This window comes from Algoriphagus yeomjeoni, assembly GCF_049821175.1.
GTDB classification, from domain to species: Bacteria; Bacteroidota; Bacteroidia; order Cytophagales; family Cyclobacteriaceae; genus Algoriphagus; species Algoriphagus yeomjeoni_A.
The window spans coordinates 2,084,257-2,106,822 of record NZ_CP187512.1 but is presented as its reverse complement, the minus strand read 5'-3'; the positions used below and the strand labels follow the sequence as shown (position 1 = coordinate 2,106,822).

Annotated in this window: 20 protein-coding genes; 6 read left to right on the top strand and 14 right to left on the bottom strand. The window is 39.0% G+C overall.

Translation table 11 applies throughout. The features are described from left to right. Positions 1-18 precede the first annotated feature (18 nt). The gene (locus ACPUEN_RS08305; protein WP_425639625.1) at positions 19-1,539 is read right to left on the bottom strand and encodes an arylsulfatase; all 1,521 of its coding nucleotides are present in this window, start codon (positions 1,537-1,539) and stop codon (positions 19-21) included. Positions 1,540-1,685: 146 nt separating this feature from the next. Next, a complete protein-coding gene (locus tag ACPUEN_RS08300) occupies positions 1,686-2,597 on the bottom strand; it encodes a sugar phosphate isomerase/epimerase family protein (RefSeq protein WP_425639623.1) in 912 nt (303 codons plus the stop codon). A gap of 158 nt (positions 2,598-2,755) precedes the next feature. Here ACPUEN_RS08300 and ACPUEN_RS08295 point away from each other — a divergent pair, with 158 nt between their 5' ends. Continuing rightward, the gene (locus tag ACPUEN_RS08295) at positions 2,756-3,421 is read left to right on the top strand and encodes an FAD-binding oxidoreductase (RefSeq protein WP_425639621.1); all 666 of its coding nucleotides are present in this window, start codon (positions 2,756-2,758) and stop codon (positions 3,419-3,421) included. A 17-nt stretch (positions 3,422-3,438) separates the two neighbouring features. On the opposite strand, the gene ACPUEN_RS08290 is transcribed toward ACPUEN_RS08295, so the two are convergent. From ACPUEN_RS08290 to ACPUEN_RS08250, 9 genes are all read right to left on the bottom strand, one after another. Continuing rightward, positions 3,439-4,692, bottom strand: coding sequence for a cation:proton antiporter (locus tag ACPUEN_RS08290; protein ID WP_425639619.1), 1,254 nt, complete (start codon positions 4,690-4,692; stop codon positions 3,439-3,441). A gap of 107 nt (positions 4,693-4,799) precedes the next feature. Continuing rightward, positions 4,800-6,041: a hypothetical protein gene (locus ACPUEN_RS08285; RefSeq protein WP_425639618.1), complete on the bottom strand. Its 1,242-nt coding sequence runs from the start codon at positions 6,039-6,041 to the stop codon at positions 4,800-4,802. 58 nt (positions 6,042-6,099) lie between these two features. Next, positions 6,100-6,825 (bottom strand): DoxX family protein, encoded by a 726-nt coding sequence (locus ACPUEN_RS08280; RefSeq protein ID WP_425639617.1) that lies wholly within the window; start codon positions 6,823-6,825, stop codon positions 6,100-6,102. 41 nt (positions 6,826-6,866) lie between these two features. Then, the gene (gene creD, locus ACPUEN_RS08275) at positions 6,867-8,198 is read right to left on the bottom strand and encodes a cell envelope integrity protein CreD (RefSeq protein ID WP_425639616.1); all 1,332 of its coding nucleotides are present in this window, start codon (positions 8,196-8,198) and stop codon (positions 6,867-6,869) included. Between the two features lie 52 nt (positions 8,199-8,250). Further along, positions 8,251-8,577, bottom strand: a complete 327-nt coding sequence (locus ACPUEN_RS08270) for a hypothetical protein (protein WP_425639615.1) — start codon at positions 8,575-8,577, stop codon at positions 8,251-8,253. 52 nt (positions 8,578-8,629) lie between these two features. Further along, positions 8,630-8,923 carry a winged helix-turn-helix domain-containing protein gene (locus tag ACPUEN_RS08265; RefSeq protein WP_425639614.1) on the bottom strand — a complete coding sequence of 98 codons (294 nt, stop codon included), beginning with the start codon at positions 8,921-8,923 and terminating at the stop codon, positions 8,630-8,632. 1 nt (position 8,924) lies between these two features. Beyond that, positions 8,925-9,539, bottom strand: a complete 615-nt coding sequence (locus ACPUEN_RS08260; protein WP_425639613.1) for a hypothetical protein — start codon at positions 9,537-9,539, stop codon at positions 8,925-8,927. Positions 9,540-9,630: 91 nt separating this feature from the next. Further along, positions 9,631-10,326, bottom strand: a complete 696-nt coding sequence (locus ACPUEN_RS08255) for a LytR/AlgR family response regulator transcription factor (RefSeq protein ID WP_425639612.1) — start codon at positions 10,324-10,326, stop codon at positions 9,631-9,633. Next, a complete protein-coding gene (locus ACPUEN_RS08250; RefSeq protein ID WP_425639611.1) occupies positions 10,323-11,408 on the bottom strand; it encodes a sensor histidine kinase in 1,086 nt (361 codons plus the stop codon). The genes ACPUEN_RS08255 and ACPUEN_RS08250 overlap by 4 nt, the downstream gene beginning before the upstream one ends. 211 nt (positions 11,409-11,619) lie before the next feature. Here ACPUEN_RS08250 and ACPUEN_RS08245 point away from each other — a divergent pair, with 211 nt between their 5' ends. The 3 genes from ACPUEN_RS08245 (at position 11,620) to ACPUEN_RS08235 (ending at position 14,795) form a co-directional block, all read left to right on the top strand. Then, complete coding sequence (locus ACPUEN_RS08245) at positions 11,620-12,048, top strand: hypothetical protein (RefSeq protein WP_425639610.1); 429 nt, start codon at positions 11,620-11,622, stop codon at positions 12,046-12,048. A gap of 34 nt (positions 12,049-12,082) precedes the next feature. Continuing rightward, on the top strand, positions 12,083-13,312 hold the full coding sequence (locus ACPUEN_RS08240) for an alpha/beta hydrolase-fold protein (protein WP_425639609.1): 1,230 nt from the start codon (positions 12,083-12,085) through the stop codon (positions 13,310-13,312). 127 nt (positions 13,313-13,439) lie between these two features. After that, a complete protein-coding gene (locus tag ACPUEN_RS08235; protein ID WP_425639608.1) occupies positions 13,440-14,795 on the top strand; it encodes an amidohydrolase family protein in 1,356 nt (451 codons plus the stop codon). Positions 14,796-14,826: 31 nt separating this feature from the next. On the opposite strand, the gene ACPUEN_RS08230 is transcribed toward ACPUEN_RS08235, so the two are convergent. Then, a complete protein-coding gene (locus ACPUEN_RS08230; RefSeq protein ID WP_425639607.1) occupies positions 14,827-17,259 on the bottom strand; it encodes an ABC transporter permease in 2,433 nt (810 codons plus the stop codon). 138 nt (positions 17,260-17,397) lie between these two features. Further along, positions 17,398-17,847: a nuclear transport factor 2 family protein gene (locus ACPUEN_RS08225; protein WP_425639606.1), complete on the bottom strand. Its 450-nt coding sequence runs from the start codon at positions 17,845-17,847 to the stop codon at positions 17,398-17,400. 408 nt (positions 17,848-18,255) lie between these two features. Here ACPUEN_RS08225 and ACPUEN_RS08220 point away from each other — a divergent pair, with 408 nt between their 5' ends. Continuing rightward, positions 18,256-19,518, top strand: coding sequence for a hypothetical protein (locus ACPUEN_RS08220; protein WP_425639605.1), 1,263 nt, complete (start codon positions 18,256-18,258; stop codon positions 19,516-19,518). 13 nt (positions 19,519-19,531) lie between these two features. Then, positions 19,532-20,986, top strand: coding sequence for a Dyp-type peroxidase (locus ACPUEN_RS08215; protein ID WP_425639604.1), 1,455 nt, complete (start codon positions 19,532-19,534; stop codon positions 20,984-20,986). A 10-nt stretch (positions 20,987-20,996) separates the two neighbouring features. On the opposite strand, the gene ACPUEN_RS08210 is transcribed toward ACPUEN_RS08215, so the two are convergent. Next, positions 20,997-22,562, bottom strand: a complete 1,566-nt coding sequence (locus tag ACPUEN_RS08210; RefSeq protein ID WP_425639603.1) for a hypothetical protein — start codon at positions 22,560-22,562, stop codon at positions 20,997-20,999. Positions 22,563-22,566: the final 4 nt, after the last annotated feature.

The window sequence follows — 22,566 nt, the reverse complement described above, 5'->3', positions numbered from 1 at the left end:
AACTTGGGGTTTCTTGCATTAAAAGCTTACTCGTTCTTTCCAATTTGTGAATTCAAGCGCTAGCTCGTTAGCAATTTCAGGCTCTTGGTCTATGATATTTATTGTCTCACTTGGGTCTAATTTTAGGTTATATAATTCCCAGGAGGCGTTTTCTCCATGAGCAACGAGTTTCCAGTCTCCTTTTCTAACGGCTCTTCCAACTCTCCATTCCCAGAAAATTGGTTCCATACGTTCGGTCAATTCACCTCGAATAGCAGGTAAAAGACTCTTTCCTTCAGCAGGAAAGATAGAATTTCCTTTGAACTCACTTGGGTAACTGGCGTCTGCGAGTTCTGCAAGAGTTGGGAGAATATCGATCAGATGTGCTGGGTAAGAGTTGATTTCATTTTGATGACCCAGACCTTTTGGCCAGGAAATGATTAAGGGTGTTTTGATACCTCCTTCAAAAGAATAGTTTTTAAAGAATCGCAAAGGCGTGTTTCCTACATTTGCCCAATCAGGCCCCAGCGAAGTCCAATGTCCTACGGTGCCAATTTTCCCGTCTCCGGGAATCGTGACTACCTCAGCTGAGGCGCCATTGTCGGAAAGAAATAGGAAAACAGTATTCTCAAATTTGTTGAGGGCCTTCAGTTTTTCTATGATTTCCCCGATTTTTTGATCCATGCGGTCAATCATTGCAGCATAGACTTCCATTTTCTGTTCCTCTATATTTCTAAGAGAATCGGAAAGCGACTGCCAAGGGAGATAGGTAGCTTCGCTTAGGAAATAGGTGTCATCAATGATTCCTAGTTTTTTCTGCTTCTCATAGCGCTTTTGTCGGATAGACTCATACCCCTCAGAATATTTTCCTTTATACTTCTCAATGTCTTCCGGCCAAGCCATCAAAGGATCATGAGGTGCGGTATATGCGATGTAAAGGAAAAATGGCTTGTCCTCATCTTTGTATTCTTCCAGCCATTGCAAGGCATATTTGGTGAAGTAATCGGTGGAGTAGTAATCTTGCTGGACAGAATAAGGCTGCATAAGTTTCCGGTCCTCATAAAATGGGCGATCATCCCTTTTTTGGGCAGGTTGAGGTTCGTTTCCACGACGAGGTCCGGGGTTGAAATGGTTTGAAGCTCCTTCTTTAAGTCCAAAATATCTATCAAAGCCCCGATCCATTGGATGGTCATATCCGTGATGCTTGCCTGCCCAAAATGTTCTATATCCTGCCGACTGGAGAAGTTCTCCGAATGTGATTCCATTTTTCAGAGGCTGCTCGTAGGTAGATTCATAGCCTACTTGCTGTGCATACAAACCCGTAATCAAGGCGGCTCTGGAAGGATTGCATTTTGAGGTATTATACATTTGAGTGAATCTGACCCCATTTTCAGCCAGCCAGTCTAAGTTTGGAGTTTCTACCTCACTTCCATAAGAACCGATATCCGACCATCCTAAGTCATCTGCCAGAATCAGGACAATATTTGGCTTTTCTTGCTGAGCCTTACCAATCAAAGGAATAAAAAGCCAAAGCAGCAAAATGAATATTGGGTTTTTCATAATCAGGTTATCGTTTTTGGGACACCGATTAAATTACTAAAAACATCTGAAATGAGGAGAGGGTGATTAGTGAGTTTTAAAAGCAGGATCTTCAAAAATGACAAAAGCCACCGATTAAGGTGGCTTTTAACTTATTAAAATGGGGATTACTTGAATCCAATCTCTTCTAAACCTTGATGGCTGATTTTGATTGCTTCTAAAGGGTCTAAGTCAAACGTATTATCCTGTTCTACCAAGTAGAACTCCATTCCTGACTTTTCTTTTTCAGCTAAAATTCTCTTGAAATCTATCGTACCAGTTCCTACAGGAGCAAAGTTACCTTCTTCATTCATGTCTTTCACATGCCAAGCAATAAAGCGACCTGGATACTTTTCAAAATAGGTAAGTGGGTCAACACCAGCTTTTGTTACCCAGAAAAGGTCCATTTGAAAGTTTACAAATTCAGGATTACATTTCTTCAAAAGAAGATCTTCAATCACAGTACCATCCTCCATCGCTTTGAATTCAAAGTCGTGATTGTGATACAAAAGTTTGATCCCTGCATTGTTGCATTTTTCTCCCAAAGTATTCATAATGTTAACCAATTCCTCTGGGCTGCCTTTCATTCCCATTCCATCTTTTCCAGAGGTAAACATGCCCATAGGAGGTACAGGAATAACAAAATATTCGATGCCAGCAGCTTTCACATCTGAAATCAATTGATCTGCATTCTCCAAATTAACCATTCCCATGTGTGCACTCTTGGCAGTCAGGCCAATAGATTCTAAATAGGCTTTAAACTCTGTGGGAGTCATTCCGTAGAATTTTCCATCTGAATAATTTGCTGTTTCTACATAGGCATAGCCATTATCAGCAACAGCTTTTAGTGTGCTTTTTGGGTCCTTAGACATAGCATCTCTTAATGTATATAGCGCTAGACCTCCGAAGTCTCCAGAAAGAATTTCAGTACCTTCTTCTACTTCTGTAAGTTTCTCGGTCCCAGTTTTACTGCTGCATGCTGTAAAACCAATTGTCAAAGCAAGTAAAAAGCTGATTCTTAGGCTTAAATGTTTTTTCATTTTTTGATTGATTTTTTCTGCTGGACAAGTTAGCTAATTCATAGAAATATTGAATGGAATAACACATTTGCTCCTGAAACAGCAGGAGAAAATACCGGCGGGATTAAACAAAAAGCCTTGAATTCGTATTATAAATTACAACTAACCAAACTATTTTAATGACTCATATTTCAAAAATACTTGATATTCAGACATTAACACACGATGTAAAGCAGTACAAAGTGGAAAAGCCAAAGGATTATTCATTTACTCCAGGGCAAGCAACCGAAGTAGCTATCAATAAACCGGATTGGAAGGAGGAAAAGCGCCCATTTACCTTTACCTCATTGCCAGAAGACGATTATTTAGAATTCGTTATTAAATCCTATGCAGATCATGATGGTGTCACCAATCAACTTGACAGATTAGTGGTGGGTGATGAGCTCATTTTCGACGACTCTTGGGGTGCTATTGAATACAAGGGTAAGGGGACTTTTATTGCAGGCGGTGCTGGTGTTACTCCTTTCATTGCAATAATCAAGCAGTTGAAATCACAAGGAGAGTTAAGCGGTAACCAACTTTTCTTTGCTAATAAGACCAAGCAGGATGTTATTTTGGAGAAATACTTCAGAGAAACTCTTAAGGGGGATTTTTGTTCTATTCTCGAAAAAGAAAGTGCTGAAGGTCATGAACACGGACGTGTCGACGAGGACTTTTTGAAAAAACATGTAGAGGATTTTTCCCAGCACTTTTACGTTTGTGGGCCTGATCCTATGGTAAAAGCTATAAGTAAAACCTTAGAAAAGCTTGGAGCCAAACCTGATGCAATTACTTTCGAAAAGTAAGGCGCTAGTCTGTTTTTCTATCCTTTTGATTCACTCATACCTAGTACCTTTTTTACTAAAGGTCCAATGGTTAAGCCTTGTCCAATAATTGAGAAAACCACAATCACATAGGTGACTGTCAGGAATAATTCCCGTTCCATTTGAGGTTCTAGGGAAAGTGCTAAAGCAATCGAGATTCCCCCGCGGATTCCGCCCCAGGTCATGATCAAATTTGTCTTTGGAATGAAGTCCAGCTTCTTTTTGAAAAGTGCGACTGGTCCGGAAAGTGCAATGAATCGTGCGAGCAGTGATATTGGAATTGCTAATAAGCCAAAAATCAGATAATTGGTACTTAAAGAGATAATCAATAATTCCAAGCCGATCAGCACGAACAGCAGCGCATTGAGTAATACGTCGATCAATTCCCAAAACTTGTCGACATAGTTTTGTGTGTTTGCCGACCAAGCGATCTCCGGTGATTTATTTCCAATAAAAATTCCCGCAACTACCACCGCAAGAGGTCCTGAGACATGCAGGTAATGTGCCAAGGCCGAAATTCCCATGACCAAAGCCAAAGTAATCATCACTTCGGTTTCGAAGTTGTCGATGACTTTCATCAGTCGGAATGCGAGCCAGCCTGCAATCAATCCAAGGACAATTCCTCCGACTACCTCTTCGACGAATAGCAAGCCGACATCTCCAAAGCTCATCGAGTCCGAGCCTTGCTGAGCGATTTTGAAAAGCACAATAAAGACTACGACTCCGACTCCATCATTGAACAGGGATTCGCCGACAATCTTGGTCTCCAATTTTTTTGGGGCATTGGCATCCTTCAAAATCCCCAACACGGCTATCGGGTCAGTAGGAGAGATAAGCGCCCCAAAAAGCAAACAATAGAGGTAATCGATGGGATAGTTGAATGCGATAAAGAGGTAATACATCATCGTACCGATGAGGAAGGTAGAGATCACAATACCGATCGTTGCGAAGAGCGCAATTGGACCCTTTTGCCTTCTGAGTGCATCCAGTTTAGTATGAAGGGCTCCCGCGAAAAGCAAAAAACTCAACATCACATCTAGCAGCACCGTTTCAAAATCGATTGATTCTATCAATACATTGGCTTCCTCCATAATATAAGGATTGAAGTTTCCAAGAATGTTTAGAATCACCGTGAAAGCGATTGCGATAATCATCAGCCCGATTGTAAAAGGCAGCTTCAAAAACTTGGTGTTGATAAAAGCAAAAGCAGCTGAAAGAACAGTAAGTATGGTAATGATATTAAAAATGTCCATTTACTAAAATTGGTTTTGATGACTGTTGCCAAAATACAACCAATTTATTGATTGAGTCAAAAAAGTGCAGGGATCATTGGGTAGTTGATCCCTGCTTGAAATCGAATTTATTGAAAATTAAATAGAACGGGGAAAAGGAAGAATACAAACGCTGCCCATATGAAATAAACAGGAATATAATTCACGATAGTCTTTCCAACTTCGCTGCTTTCTGATTTCTTGGACACAGTCTGAAATAGCTTAACAGCAATCATTAGCAAATGAGCGAGCATCAAAATATTGCTCCCTAGGACAGCCATTCGATTTGGTGTAATCCCCAATTCAGCTATCCTAATAAGGATTGCTGAAAGTGCAACGCTATTGACAATTATTGTAATAATGGATAGAAGAAAAAGGATCCAAAAATGGCCGCTTTTCTTTTGATCTTTAGAGCTTTCGGCTACCGAAAAGAAAATTAAGGCCATCACACCAATCAATACTAAATTGAAGAGTAGGAGGGAATCCCGATCGTTGTACGGGTCCTTTCCAGAATACATGATCGCCACAAGATATACAGTAAGCATAATCAGAACTGCTGGACTAAACAGCTTGGCAATGATTGGGGATACCTTATTGACTAATTGAGGATTTGTCCAAGTCAGATAAACGGCAATAATCGGGACAGCAGGCAAGCCAAAAACTACTAGGTTCTGCTGGAAAAACTCTTCGATATTTATTTCAATCAAGCTGAAAAGTCCAAAGGTAATACCTGTTAAAATTGCTCCAGCTATCCCTAAAAGAACTGATAGCACAATCACATCTCCGTTAAATCGAAGGAATTCCAATCGCTTATTTACATTCCGAATTTCTTTTCCTGAAAAAGCCACTCCAATCAAAATCCATAATAAGACAGGCAGGTGAAGACATGCTAAAATCAATGTGTCAGTTTCAATGCCTGGCAGAGAGTTGATATAAATCAGGCATGCTGAAGAAATAGCAGCAATGATCGCTTTAGTTTTGGCAGGTAATTTATTTTTCCATGCAAAAAAAGCTACCAAGACGGGGAAGATGATGAAGGCGATATTCCGAGGATAAAAGAAGTCTTCTGAAACGGAGAATGTGAATGGAATCCGGGCGATCAAGCCTGCTAGGAATGTGGCAACGCCAACGTAAACTAGTTCGTTATTGGAACCCCAGGAGATTCCACCAGCTTCGGAATTCAATCTTTCGTTCCAAAATTCGCTGATTGGCTTCTCGCTTATTTCGGGATAAAGCGTTGTAAATGATGCTTTAAACTCTGACTTGTTGCTTCGGTAAAGCTTTTCCAGATAAGCCGGATCATTGATGTGAGTTAAGATTTCTGTACGCATGGTCGGGAAGGATTATGTTATTCAGGATTTTATTGATTATAAATGAGTTATGTTTTTTCTAATTTTTAGATTTTTCTAAATTTTCCAAACACTCGTCCAGTGGATTCCCGGTGGTATGAATACAATCACAGAATTCAAATCCTGCTGCTTCATTTTCTGTTCCTATGAATTGAGATTTGCAGTCAGAGAGGGAATTTAAAGGCATAACTTCATGTCCATTACGTGCATACCAAACGAAGAATACCATGGTGGAAATCACTCCGATACAAAATAGAATTGGAAATTTATTCTCGTATTTCGCTGGTTTGGATACGCTTACTTCCTTCGAATAATTATTAAATGGAAGGATATATCTCAGTTTGTCGTAGTGCCAGGCAAGGATGTAGAGGTTTGCCAATACCATCAAAGGAGACGTGAAGTAGGAGCCCACAAAGCGAACAGCATAAGACAGTATCCAAATATTTACAATGATGGGAAAGTAAAGCAACGCCCCTAATAAAACTGTACTAGGAATTAGAAGTAGGATGGCAGCCAGCACCTGAGCAACCCCAATGAACGTGTAGTAATAGCCCGTATGATGTAGGGCTTCAAGATAGGAGCCCATAGGATGAATCACAGATAAACCACTGGCAAATCGCTCACCCAGAATTTTCACCATGCCGGCAACAAGGAATGCATACGCTAGCAGGATTCTACAAGCGAGTTGAAACCACCAGTGCCATCTATTTTTCTTTATGCTGAAATAGTAGTTCTCTAACTTTTCAGGTAAACTTGATAATGTCATTTGCTGTCGAATTATGGGGAGTTAAACAGAATTGCGAGGGGTTATTTTTTATACCAATCAATTTTTCTTGAAATGAACATAGTAACAGCTAGTGCTACAAATAGCCCAATACTTCCGATCAACAAGGCATAGTCCTGCTGCTTTATGATTACAAAAATGAAACTGTAAAATGCCGAGAGAATTCCTGTGAAAATCCCTATGGTTTTGAGTTGGGAGAATAGGCTTTTGGAGTAAAATGCTAGCAGGCCTACAGTCGCTAAGCTTGAAATGAGGTAGGCTAATGAAAAGCCTAATTGCTCAGAAAGTGCTATCAATAAGGTGTAATAGAGGACCAAAGCGAATCCAACCAACGTGTATTGAAGCGGGTGAATCCTTCTTTTAGTAAAGGTCTCCATTAGGAACAAAGCCAGAAAGCTCAAGATGATTATTAGGATTGCATATTTTGAGGTTCGTATACTCTGCTGGTATTGATCCACAGGCATTTTGAGGCTTAAGCCAAAGGAACTTTCCAGGAAATTTGGCAGCGTATTGGTGAATTCCTGGCCAAAGGGTCTATTAAAATGAAGGACCTTCCATATGCTCTCAAAACCTTCCCTGGTCAGTGCTCTGTCTTCAGGTAAAAAGTCTCCTTGGAAACTCGGATTAGGCCAATTTCCACTTAGTTTCAAGGACGTGGTTTTGCCTAAAGGTACGATATGAAACTCCTTACTTCCTTTGAGTTTTATTTTTCCAAAAAAAGTAAATTCCTTTGATGCAGAATCCAAGGAAGCTGGAAATTGAAGCCCTGTCAGCTTAGTTTGAGAATCGGTAAATGGTTCTGAAATAAGTGATTTGTTGTCAAGTTTTAGTTCAGGATTTTCTCCAATTCCTCTTAGATCGCTCACGGAAATTAGAAAGGTGGCTTGATCCCAAAGTACTTGCTCGGTGGTTATATCAAGTTTTCCAAGTGCAATGGAGTTGAAGTCAGCTTTTACATCCAAATCCCCTCGATAAACGACCACATCAAAAATACCGCGATGAAGAGATTCAGCTTGAAGGTCACCATTGACATCTAAAACATCAGGTAGAAAATAAGCAGTTTGTAGCTCCTTGACTACCTTGGTTTCGCCATTACTCTGTACCTCTCGGTACGTATGATAGGGTAGTGCCAGATATGGCCCAATTACAGTTTGAGCCCGAGACCATTTGTCTGTCACTTCATTCTCCGTTTCTTGAAGACGTATTTGCCTTTCGTTAATCAGGTCTGTAATCAACGCTTGCGGAATTAATAGCAATAAGGCAATGAAGCCAATTACTAAAAGTTTTAAGCTGGTAGAGCGTGAAATCCAATCCTGGAATTTTTCGAGGATAGAAAGGTTTGTTTCTTTTTCCATGATTTAGTGAGTAAAAGTGTCTGGTTTATTATGTAGTTGGAAGCGAATGATTTTAATCCCAAAGCCCAACAAGACTGAATGCGAAAACAGCAGTGAGCCATATTCCTATAAAGTAGACTACTGTGCTGAAAATGATAGCTGCTAGCTTTCTTCTCCCTGAAGGGAACCAGATAAATCCCATCAGGTAGAAGAATAATCCTCCAAACAAACCACCCAGTGGGATAAAAGTGAGGGGGACCATCATCCAAGTCTCGAAGTCTTCACTTTTGACTAGAATGAGAAACATAAGCCAGGAAAATGGAATTCCAGCTCCAATGAGCCCTGCTACCGCAGCGGATTTTGCTTGAATGCATTTTAGAAACTCTATGTTTGTCTTCATCTGCTTGTGTTTTAAAAGTACTTTGCGATTCAAAGTAAGTGTATAAATTTTTTTAGGTTTTGTTTTCTTTGATCAAATTTTCTAGGAATTCCAGATGGTCTTGGAATGCTATTTTACCTTGGGCTGTTGCTGAATAATTGGTTAATGGTTTTCTGCCCAGAAATGATTTAGCTACTGAAATGTATTCTTGCTTCTCTAAGTTTTTCAGGTGCGAAGCCAGGTTGCCATCCGTCACATCTAGCAGCTCTTTGAATGAATTAAAATCAAATTCATCATTGACCATCAAGATGGACATGACCCGCAACCGGACCACATTTTCAAATGCTTTATCGTAATTCCCCTTCACCTTACCTGTCGTATTTATAATACATCATCGCTCCATAGATGACATGCAGTACTCCGAAACCTAATGACCAGAGGAGCAGACCAAATCCTGGAAGAAATGCCGAAATAACTCCAAGCACAAGCTGACAATAGCCTAGGTATTTGATGTCGTTATGAGTGAAATGGGAGGCGTTCAGCAAGCCCAATCCATAAAAGATCAAAGTAGCTGGCGCGACTACGGCGAGATGTCCTTTTGAAACTAAAGCCAGGCAAAAAATTCCTCCAATGGCTACTGGTATAAATAGCGCTAGGATAAAACGTTTGCTCGCTGGAGTCCAGAATTTGGTAGCTTTTTTCTTGCTATTATTTTGACTCATCACCCAAGCAGTTCCTATGGATAGTAGCAATACGATCAATGAAGTGATCAATAACTTTCCAACGATCCCATCTTCACTGATCTTGTCGATATTACTTCCATAGGGTACTTCTGGATAATAGATCCAGGTATAGGCAATCCCTGCTGCGATCAAAGCATAGGTCCCTGCCAATATCCCAGAAATACCACTGAGGGTTAGGAAGCGTGTGCTTCTCTCCATCATGGACTTGATTTCGGCTAACTCTTGTTCTGGTTTTCGCATAGTTAAAAGTACTTTGAGTTACAAAGTAAAATGAAAAATTCGTCATTCCATCCATTTACTAAAAAATAGTTCAGATTTTTTTTGAATCGCTCTACTCGAATTTCTGGAGTCTTTTTAAAACTTCCTCTTTATAGGATCTGCTAATTGTCAATGCCTTTCCGTCAATTTCCAGAAATTCATGGGTGTAAGAAGTAATTGCTGAGATATTACCGATAAAAGAGCGATGAAATCTGAGGAATTGACTCGCAGGGAGTTTACTTTCAAAATTTGAGATGCTTTCCCGCACTACAGAGACACAGTCTTTTAAATGGATCTTGATATAGTCCGCGAAGCTTTCTATGTAAAGGATATCGTCGAAGTTTACTTTTTCCATTTTTCTATCTTGCCTCACGAAGAGAAAATCTGGTTTTTCACTGGAAGTTGGATGACTTTTGGAATCGAAAGCATCTTTTGCTTTTGCAATGGCTTTTAGAAATCTCTCAAAGGGAATGGGTTTCAATAAATAATCTGTGGCTGCCAAATCAAATCCTGCAATCGCATATTCACGATAGGCAGTAGTGAAAATGACATGCATCTCTTGAGGAATAATTTTGGCGAAAGCCATACCATCTATTCCAGGCATGTTGATGTCTAGGAAAATCAGATCAACTTGTCCTTGTTGAACCAAATTAAAGGCTTCATTGGCGTTGCTGGCACAGCCCACAAGATTTAAATGATTCACTTTGGAGACAAAGTCCTTCAAAATATTCTGTGCGATAGGTTCGTCGTCAACGATCAGACAATTCATACGGATTTGGGTTGGTTCGTTTGAATTTGTAGGTTCACTACAAAGTAGCCCTTTACCTTTTCGAAGGTGAATAGGTGGGCATTTGGATAGAGGAGGTCGAGACGTTTTTGGATGTTTTGGAGACCAATTCCAGAAGATTCCAGCGATTCTTTATGATCCGTTTTCTCAAATGTATTTTTGAGAAAGAAATTAATATTTCCCTCACCTACCTCAATCCTTAATTCCACAAATGCTTCATTTGCCTGTGATTTCCCATGCTTGAAGCTGTTTTCCAATAGTGGGAGAAGTAGCATCGGAGCGATCAATTCACCAGTTAATTGTTGTGGAAAAGTAGCGTCAATTTTAAGCTTTTCCACATGTCTCAACTTTTCTAAATCCAGGTAATCTTTTAAATGATCGACCTCATCTTGTAAAGGCACTACAGACTTTTTGGTTTGATACAAGATATAGTCCAATAGATTCGAAAGTTTCAAAATCAATTCTGGAGTTTCATTGCTTTTTGCGATAGCAGAACCATAAATCGTATTCAGTGTATTGAATAAGAAATGTGGGTGGATCTGCATTTTGAGATAGGAAAGCTCATCTTGCTTTAGTTGCAGTTCACCATTTACTAACTCATATTGTAACTCTTGATTTCGTAAGTGAATTTTATAACTTTCCCGATAAGCTGAAAATAGCGAGGTCAATAGCACGATTAGGTAAACTCCAATAATGATCAGGTAGAGGTTCTTACTCATCATGAATCCTTTGTCGATGGTATCCAATGAATTGATGAAAATGAAGCCATAAAAAGATGAAAGTGCAATGAAGAAAAAGGAGATGATAAGTGTGTAAATGGTGTAAAGTGCAAACAGAAAATACTTTTGCTTATAGAGGTATTCTGGGATAAGGTAAAAAGAAAATACATTCACCATTCCCATTGTGACTGGCAAGAGAAAAATCCCAAAGGTGAATGCCGGTGCAAGATTGGAGATCGTAATGCCAAAGTAAAAAGTAAAGAATAAAAGAGCCCCTAGACAGATAGAAATCTGTTCCAAAAGCTTCTTTGAAATCTGAATTAACAACCGCTTATTAATCTCCATTGAATAAGACAAGGTCTTTTAAAAAATCGTATTTGCAAAGAATTTGCGACGGTTGACAGATTTAGCTGGGTAGGTGACCTAGCGTATTTTGTTTTTTTCAAAACCCTCACTATTCCTGTCAATTTACTAGTTTGGAAAGTCGTTGATCGCAAAATCTAATTTAAGAATGTCAGATACTGTACACTTGTAGTATCAACTAATCACAAAATCCATGTACACTAACACAGCTATTTTTACTCAAAAACTGGTTCTATCAAATGTCCTCATTGAAAGATTTGTAGAAGGAGGATTGACGGGGATGTTACTTGTTTTAGCTTGTTTACTGCTGGCGATTTTTTTTGCATTTAAAGCGTTTGCTAACCTGAAAGGGGATGAATCCACTTTTTTGAAGTATAAAAAGCTAGTCAATCAAGTTGTGCTTCTGGGATTGGTCATTTCATTTGCCAACAGTTTAATGGGTTTGATTCAGGGATTTGATACCCTCGAGGCAACGGGAGGGGCTGACCCGGCTATTTTAGCTGGTGGCTTAAAAATCACTTTGCTATCACCCTTATTTGGATTGTTTGTATTCATTCTTGGGTACTTCACAACTTTAATACTTAGCTGGATTAGAAAAGCGGACACCGAAGCAGCAAAGTGATTTTCAATTCAAATTTCCACCTAAGTTCATCTTGATGTTTTCTTTATCTAGAAAAATACTGCTCTGCCTAGCTATCTTATTTAGCGTAATTAGTAATGCAAATGCCCAGTTCCTCTCTGAAATAGGAATCAAAGACTCTATTTATTCTGAAATTCTTAAAGAAATCAGGACTTTTTATGTACAGTTTCCTGAGGGATTTGATCCTGAGAGCGACAGCAAATATCCTACTGCTTACATTCTAGATGGAGAAAATTTGCTACCTGCTCTTGCTGTGACTCAGCAATTCTATTCAGGTGGGTTTTTGCCGGACATGATCCTAATCGGAGTTTCTAATCATCAAAACAGAACTAAAGACTTGACACCCACTGTAGTCGAGCCAAGTTGGGAACCCAATGGAGGGTCGGATAATTTTCAGGAGTTTATTGCAAAGGAGCTGATTCCTTTTGTAGAGAAAAACTATCCTGTGACTAGCTACAGAACTTTGATTGGACATTCTTACGGAGGATTGTTTGCTATAAATACACTAATTACCCAGCCTGAGCTTTTTGAAAATTATCTGGCAATCGATCCCAGTTTGGATTGGGATGATCAATTGATGCTAAAGCATGCCAAGGATGCCTTCTCCAAAGAAAGTCTAAATGGCAAATCGCTCTACATTTCTCTTAATGGTCAGCTTCATATGCAAAACCCTTCAATCACACTTGAGAATGTCGTTCAGGACGATTCAGAATTCACCTTGTTTGCTCGAAGTAATTTGGCCTTTGCTGAGTTTTGCAGAGCAAACCCTGATACTGGATTGGACTTTGATTGGGAGTTTTTTCCAAAAGACCTTCACGGCACCATTCCACTTCCTTCACTTAGAAACGGCTTAATTTCTTTATTTGAATGGTTTCAGATGGAAAGAGTGGAGCTATTCAATATTCCAGAAACCTCGGTCCACGATCTACTTGAGTTGATGGATTATAGAGCCAAAAAGTTGGAAACTCATTTTGGATACCGCGTGCCGCCATTGCCTGAGGATTTGCTTACCATGTCAGGTTACATGAATATGGATATGGGGCAAATGGAAAAAGCGCAGCTATTCCTTGAGCAAGGAATCAAGTATTTCCCTAAGAGTGCCAATATGTATGATTCTATGGCTGATTATTATGAAACTACTAATGACCTCGAAAAGGCTTTCGAATTTGTGAAAATAGCCCACTCTATCTCTGGGAGTGATTTTCATAAAAAAAGAATGGAGGAATTGGGTTTGAAAATCAAATGACTGAAAATAACTTTTTCTAGGTTTAGTGTCTTTATAAAAGCTGACCGCCGGCGGTTTGAGGTCAACAAATTCTGGGAGGAAATTCTGTATCTTCAGGATTGATTTTAATTCAAATCCCTTCAAATTCATGAGGAAATCACAATTGCTCACTGCTCTTTTTTTCTTTTTGGCAAGTTTCCAAACCTTCTCTCAAAACCTAGCGATAAAGGGAGGTTGGGTTTTTGATACCCCAAGTAAGACTTTTCTGAAGAACCCTGGTCTTTATGTGAAGGATGGAGTTTTTGTAAATGAAGGAGAGAGTTTAAAAGATTGGAAGACTCTGTCATTTTCAGATGAGGATTATATTTTGCCTGGACTGATTGACCTTCATGCACATTACCGAGTTAGCAACGGCGGTCAGGCTTTTGATGATACAGTGGCTATGCCGAAGATTTTTCTCGCCAATGGCATTACCAGTACTTTTCCGGCAGGTGAAATTGAACCTGAAAAAATGTGGGATTTGCAGGAGGAAATAGATGCAAATCGTCGTCCTGGCCCTCGAATCTTACATTCAGGTCCTTATTTTGGTACTGCTGCTCCTGATTGGAATCCAGAATTCACCGAGCTGGAAATTCGTGATCGCGTTGACTATTGGGCTTCCCGTGGCGCTCTTGGCTTCAAAGCTAAAGGGATTACAAAAGAGCATCTGGCTATTCTAATCGACCAAGCTCATAAGCATAATCTTACTGTCACAGGTCATTTGGATTCTGGATTTAGAAACTCTGTTAATCCTCAGGATGCAATAAAATTAGGGATTGATCGAGTAGAGCATTTTTTGGGGGGAGACTTGTTAGTATCCACTATCAGTGCTTATAATAGCTTGAAAGAACTAGACCCTGCCGACCCTAGATTGGAAGAAGTCATTCAATTGTATATCAAAAATGGAGTCTATTTTGATGCTACTTTGGGAACCTACGGAGCTATTGGTTTGGTAGATTCTCCAATTTTTGGGGACTGGGCAAATGAAGCCCAGTATTTAACTCCTTTCTCTCAAAAGGTCGTAGAGGCAGTGAAACCTTCGAGTTTCAATGAGCTTTGTGCATTGATTTACCCTGTGAAGCAAGGAACCCTTTTGAGGTTTTATGATGCAGGTGGATTGATCACAGTTGGAACTGATCGCCCGCTATTATTGGATAATTATTTGGGAGGTGGAATCGGTGGATTTTTTATTCATAGGGAAATGGCTGCCATGGTGGAAATAGGCATTCCTGCAGCTGAGGTTTTATATTTTGCTACCCAGCAAAATGCTGAAGCTTTTCGAATTGACGAGAGGGCAGGGAGCCTTAGCCCAGGAAAGTGGGGAGATTTAATGATTATCAAAGGAAATCCAATTGAAGACATCAATCGAACTAGATCTGTACATACCGTTGTAAAAGCGGGAAAAGTGTTCGATTCCAAACTTCTACTTGAATCGGCAAGAGGTAAATTGGGGCCTGTTGAATAGAAAATGTTATTTTCCATCTCTTACCAAAACCCTACTCCTCATTCTGAAGGGAATTCACAGGATTGGACCAGGCAGTCTTAATTGCATGATATCCGACGGATAGGAATGTAAGTCCCAGCATCAGCAAGCCAGTGAAAAAGAACAATGTCCAATGAATCTCTGTATGAAAAGTGAAGGTGGATAAGAATTCCCTTATCAAATACCAAGCGATAGGAAAGCCAATTAATAAGCTGGCAAAGACTAAAATAGCAAAGTCGCTACATAATAATAGAGAAAGACTTTTGGAAGAGGCGCCAAGCACTTTTCTAATTCCAATTTCTTTGGTTCTTCGTTCTGCTGTGAATGAAGCCAAACCAAAAAGACCCAAACCAGAAATTAAAATTGCTATGATTGTAAAAGAAAGAGCGAGTTTGCCTATGACTTGTTCATTTTGATATTCTCTTTCAAAAACCTCCTCTAGAAAAGAAAATTCAAAAGGATATTCTGGATTGTATTTTTTAAAAACTCCTTTGACTTGGTCAATTAATCCAGCCATGGAAGCTTGATTGGAAACTTTGATGAAATAGTGGGAACCAAGATTTTCAGAAAACATGAAAATCATCGGTTCAATATCAAACTTCAGGTTATCGTTATGAAAGTCTTCTGTAACTCCAATGATTTGACCTTTTCCATTCCACATTTCCAATTCAGTGCCGACTGCAGTTTCAAGATCCAACCCCATCGCTTCAGCAGCTTTTTTATTGATGATGTAATTCGAAGCATCTTGAGTTCCTAAGAAATTTCTGCCATTACTTATAGGGATGTTTAGGGTAGGAATAAATGCTTCGTCGCAACGATAAATCTTAAAATTGATGTTCGAATTTTCTGATTTTCCAGTCCAAACGGGATCATTTGTGGTGATTGGCACAGAAAAAATACTATTGCCACCAAAGGCTATATTTTCGATTCCAGGAAGCTGAAGTAATTCATTTTTTATCCCATCATAGCTTTTGACAATGCCTTCATTTTGATCAATAATGATGATATTTTCCTTATTAAAACCAAGGTTACGATCGCTGATGAAATTAATTTGCTGATAAATAGCAATACTTCCCACGATCAATATGGCCGAAGTAGAAAATTGAGCAATGACCAAAATTCTTCGCAAACTTTGTCCTTTTAGTAAAGATCGGTTATCTCCTTTCAAAACAGAAATAGGATTGAATCGGGATAAAATAAATGCAGGGTAGGCACCAGAAAGAACTCCGGTAAGGATGGTAATAGATACTAAACCAAGTAGGAAAATAGGGTTGGTAAGGTCAAGGACTAGATTTTTTTCTGTGAGTTGATTAAAAAAGGGAAGGAGCAATTGCACCATAAGGATCGCAAAAATTAATGCTATCCATGAAACCAGAATAGATTCTGTGATAAATTGAAAAACGAGTTCAGATTTATTTGCACCTATTGATTTACGAATTCCTACTTCACGCCCTCTTGAACCTGATCTTGCTGTTGCAAGATTGATGAAATTGATACAAGCCATCACAAGAATCAAAATAGCTACAATCCCAAAAAGATAAATTTGTTGAATTCTTCCTCCAATATTCACCCCATTTCCAAATTCTCCATGAAGTCGAAGCTTATGGTAAGGATAAAGAAATGGCTGGCTAATGCATTCTGAACAGTTTTTCTGTATCAGATTGGCAATTTTATTAGTAGGGATTTCAGAATTCTCGCTCAGCAAGACTGTAGTTCTCGATCCACCACTTGCCCAGTTTTGCATCCATGGATTCTCTTGTAGATAGAGATCAAAAGGAGCAACGAAATCAAATTGTAGGGAAGAATTATCAGGGATGTTTTTGAATACACCAGCCACCGTCAATTCCTGATCCTGCCCAAGTAGAATGGTTTTTTCTATAGGATTTTCATCCTTGAAAAGCTTTATGGCCAAATCTTCGGAGATGAAGATGCTGTTTAACTTATTCTGAATGTTATCAACGCTGCCTTTTATCAGTGGAAAACTAAAAACCCTGAAAAAATTGGGATCAGCATAAATTCCTATTTCATTAAAGCCCTCTGCTTTAAATTTTACCAATACAGCACTTTCAAAACTGTATTGAGTCGCTAGTTCTATTTCAGGGATTTCATTGACAAGAGTTTCTTTCAGTCTGGATGGATTAGCAGCATAGGTATCAATAGTTCCATCTGGTCTTTCGCTATTAATCATGACACTATAGATTCTATCGCTTTCAGCATGAAATTGATCAAATGATAGTTCATCCAAAATCCACAAAAAGATAAAAATGCTTGCTACAATCCCTGATGTTAGGCCGAGAATATTGATCAACGTATATCCCTTATGTCGTCTCAGGTTTCTAAAAGATGTCTTCAGGTAATTTTTCCACATGGTATTTTCAAATTTTGGAGATACAAAGCTGTTTCTCTTATTTGCTTCTACATAAAAAACCAAAAGGTATGCCTTCATTAAACTCCCTTAGTGAGCTTGAGAGAAGGTTTTTTAGATCGTGAAATTAAAAGCCGCGGACAATTTTGTTCGGTTTTGGGAAAAACCTAAAATTAAAAAACCTTTGTAAAGGTTGCTTTTGTCTAAAGCTTTGATCTACTATTCCTCTTCAGGAATCGCCATGGTATGATTTCCAACCAAAAGACACTTACCGTCGATTTCCGCATAGGTCCGCATGAAATGGTATCGAGTAGGAGTAGGCCCTCTATCTACTACAGTGAAGCCAGTTACTATAGCTACATTTCCAGTAATCGCGACTTTCACGTCACTTTGTACTCTAGAACGTGTGTTGCTTGTACCATTGGCAGCTTGAGTCTCTGCTCGCTTTATGGCTCCCGCTTTGGTATCTACCATTGAAGCATGATTGTGCACCCAGACAAAATTCTCTGCAAGTTGATTTTTGAAAAATTCCGGATCTGGTTTCAGGTTCATCTCTTCCCACTTGGCATCCAATGCTTTGATGCTAGCTTCTGTCATGCAGGTTTGTTGAGCAAAAGCAGAAAAACTTGCGACTACAAATAAGAAAAAAACTACATAGACTGATTTCATTGTGTTTCGGTTTTTTGGGGTTTTTCAGAATTACGTTTAAAGATATCTAGAATAGGATGGTAATCTAAACTCGGCATAGCATTTTGTGTGTATCCATTCGATGTAGGAGTGATGGAAGTTTTTCTCAAGGTTTAGGATAAAGCTTATATAGGATTATTCTTAGATCAAAATTGTGATACTGGATATTTAACTTTATATTGAATGAGGCTTTGTTTTTGTTTTTAAATTAGGTTTTCCACCATGTAAGTAATGGTTTGAAATCTTTTGTTGAAATGAGAATAATATCAATTTCTACTTTTAGTTTTTCTAAGGAATTGGTCCAAGCAAGTCTTTTATCGCCTTATTTATTTGACTTTCAAGACTATGGTATTTTTAGATATTAAATTAATTATAGGTTAATAAATCTATATGAAACAAAACTCAACTACTATTCTTGTTCCAGTAATTCCCGAAAAGGTTCAGGATTTATTAGACCAACTCGTAGAAATCAAGCGGAATTCCCAAGAAGGAATCTCAAAAGAATTTGACAGTTTGTCTATCATACATTATGCTCGATGGGTTGTGATAGATCATGGGAAGTCATGGATAGATGACGAGCAGAAACGGAATCCAAAGCTACTTTTTGTTATCGATTACGATGGTGAGGAAGGGGAAATGGTTCATAAAGTCAGCGAGAATTCCAGTACCATTTTGGACCTGGTCTATGTTTTTTGTGAAAATTATCCACCATTAAATACAGTGACCACTGCAAGTAGAAAAGCGTATTTGGAAAACCATGTGATCAAGGATGCAGCAGTTTACATAGGTGCTCCAGGCAGGTCTGTTTTGCAGATCCGTAAGGAAAAAAAGCTTCGGGATTTTATTAGAAACTTTGTCGATTCTAGGACTTGGGAAGATGTGTCACCAGAAACAGTGCATAAGAAAATCAAAGAGCAGGTCTTGTCAAATGCTGAGTTTTCATACTTAAAAGCAGAAAGAGTAACAACGCCTCGAATCAATTATTTTGGCGTGGTCATACTAGGGATTTGCTTGCTAGCCTTATTGCCTTTTATCCTTGTTTTGGTTTTGATTGTACATTTCTTTTATGAGAGAAAGGATGAAAATTTCACCAGGAAAAGAAGTCAGCTAGATGATGAATTCTTAACTGATTTAGAGAAGTATGAAGATTTTAAAAATCAGAATCAGTTTACCCAGCTTGTTGATATGAAAGAAGGGACTATCCGCCTTATTGCCATTAAATTCATGTTTTTGCTATCAAATTTTCTGATCAAATTTATCTTCACACAAGGTAAATTGATGGGGATTCCCACTATACACTTTGCTAAATGGGTGATGTTTGAGAAGAATTCTAGGGTGTTGTTTTTCTCCAATTTTGACGGGAGCTGGCAGCAATACCTTGGTGATTTTATAGATAATAGTGGATGGGGACTTACTGGGATATTCTCTAACACGAAGGTCTTTCCAAAGACAAATTTTTTAATTACCGGCGGCGCTTACAAGGAGGAATACTTTCTGGCATGGAGTCGTAATTCTGAGCTAGTGACTAATTTCTGGTACACAGCATATCCTGACCTCTCCATAAAAAATGTCAATAATAACACCCGAATAAGGGTTCAGTTGATGAAGACACTTTCAAAAAGACGTGCCGCCAAATTTCTTAAACTCCTATAGATAGACTATAAATATGACAAGGCTAGAACTAGAAAATATCCAAGGTTACCTTATCCGAGGCTATGCTCATATGTTGTATTCGAGGTTTGTTTACTTACAGATTTCAGATGCTAAGGCGGCCAAAAAATGGTTGTCACAGTCCTGGAAAGAAATGACATCAGCAAGGCACATTCACGACAAGTCTAAAATTCCTCCTACACATCTGAATATTGCTTTTACTCATGCTGGATTGGGAAAGCTGGGGCTAAATGAAGAGAATCTTGGCGCATTTTCCAGAGAATTTCGACAAGGGATGGTCTCAGATCATAGAACCAGATTACTGGGGGATTTTGGCACAAGTCGCCCTGAAGTTTGGAATTGGGGAGGGCCTCGTAATGAAACTATCCATCTTTGTTTAATGGTGTTTGGGAATGATAAATCTTCGAACGATGACCTGGAGAAAGATAAAATAGTCTGTCTTGATTACTACAATGAGCTTGCTTCAAAGTTTGATGAAAATGGCCTGATCGAACTCTTTCATGTAGATGGAAAAACTCAGCCAGATAATAAAGAACACTTTGGGTTTAGAGACGGTGTTTCTCAGCCAATCATCGAGGGATCCGGGAGGGTAGGAGACAAGGATGACGTCATCAAGGCAGGGGAATTTTTATTCGGTTATAAAAACGAATTTGGAGTATATCCTGACACTCCTTTGATTGTAAAGGAACAAGGGGACTTGAATTTACTAACGCCTGACGCGGGTGGAAGCGGTCAGAAAGACATAGGAAAAGATGGGACATTCATGGTGATGCGCCAATTGGATCAGGATGTAAAAAAGTTTTGGGGTTATTTGAATGAAAAAACAAAGAATCCAGATGGATCTATAAATGAAGCAGAAAGTTTAAAGTTAGGAGCAAAGTTTATGGGAAGATGGCAGAGTGGTGCGCCTGTTACTCTTTTTCCAGATGCAGATCCAGGACCATTCAGTGATGTCAATGATTTTGGCTATGCTAAGTTCGATAAGGATGGATTGAAATGTCCATTTGGGTCACACTTAAGAAGAACCAACCCGAGAGATAATGTGGATGATCATGGCAAAAAAGAATCCTTAAAACTAAGTAAGCAACACAGAATCATCAGACGTGCAAGGCTTTATGGGGAGATTTATGAAGGTTCACCAACGAAAACTACACCCAATGGAGATGTTGGGCTTTTATTTATTTGCTTCAATGCAGATATCAGCCGTCAGTTTGAATTTCTCCAATATACCTGGGCAAATCTGCCGAAAAACAAGGAGTTATATAATGATCCTGACCCAATTATTGGCGTAAAAGAGACACCCGAGCTCGGAGAAGAACAGAATTTCACTATACAAGATGAGCCAGTAAGCAAAACGATTAAGGACCTGCCAAGAGTGATTACCGTAAAGGGCGGGGCCTATTTCTTTTTCCCATCAATCAATGTGCTTCGGTACTTATCCACCATTTAACTCCATATTCTTATTCTTCCAAAAATGCCTTGGCATTATTTAACCCATTTTGAAGATACTTTTTCAGAAAAAGTGGGGCGAAGATGGAAAGGAAAATTCGAGCAAGTAGATTTTTGTAGGTGAACGTATACACCCATCTTAGTCTTGTCTTATCATCAACGGTATCAAACCACATGTGGCCATAGGATTTGTTGGTGAAACGCTTGAAGATATCACTGAATTCCGTTGTTTGATACGCGTAGTTAGAATAATGGTGAACCGAAATAAGTTCTTCTACTAATGTTGCGGAATCTCCTCTTTCTACCAGCCTATTGTCTCCAACTTCAGCCCAATTTCCACGCAGCTTTTTTACTTTAATAATACCGTAAATAGGTCCAGTTTTAAGTAGCCAACTCGATAGCTTTTCTACACTGGACACAAATTCATAGGCAGTCTTTTTGTCACAATTGACAATGACTTCAGCAGTAGTAAAAATGATATGCTTAGAAGGAACTTGTTGATCTATAGTTACTTTGGTGTTCGGCTTATTTGTATCTTTAAGGAAGTCTTTAGAATCTTTAGGCTCTTCAAAAGGCAATTTGTTTTTATCATGTCGGAATTTAGACATGGCTTCATACACACGTTTTCTGACTCGGTTAAATGCACCCAAAGGTCTATGCTCAGGCAGAGAGTGCCAGGGGTTAAAGGAGAGATTGTCTCCGTATTCAATTCGTACATTCGAATCAAAAACCTGCGGGTAAATCGTCAGTGTGGCAACTTTGATATTTTGAGAAGTCCAAGGGACGGTTGGATCTTCAATTGGCATTGCATCAGCATCAGTTTGAAACTGAACAAAAAAATCAAACTTGGCCTCATTGTCATGTAGCGTTTGGGCCATATTATACCTTAGATAATTATAGTCGGTAGTATTTTCTATGACTGTAATGTTATTTGGAGATGGTCGAAGGTGATATTTGACAGCTCTGTCTACTGTCCCAAATTGATAGGGTTGGGTACTCCAATATGGGATGTCCAGAGGGTTCTTACATGCCACTTTACTTTTTGATGCACGAAGTATTATTGGCCATAAAACTGGATTTAGTATAAAAAGTTTACTTTTTATAAAACTAGCTGATGTTATTGCTTTAAGAAGTCTGCCCAACTCTTTGATGTTTTTTGCAAAGAATTTCTCCGTGCTCATCAATAAAAAATCCTGCGTCTGAGCATCAATTTCATCCTCCAATATTTTCTCGCCTGGTACGCCAAGTAACTTAATCGCAACTCCTCTAATATCTTTTTTCTTGTCTTTTTGAGGCTTTGTATTGCCATTGGAAAATCGAACCCAAGCATTGTAGTTTCTAGGTTCGCCTGCAAATACTCCAACTTTGAGCTCGTCTGGCAAATCTTTTTCTACGGCAAAAGTGGCTTTTACGCAGCCATGCATTTTGGTATGTACTTGGCGGAGCATTTTTTTGTCCTTGTACATTCGAGTGACTTGCGCTTCAAATTCCTGAAGCATTTCATACCCAATACGATCTTCATCATACTGTACATATTCATGACCTAATTTTTTTGGAGCTTCGGTTGAGTTTGACATGTCC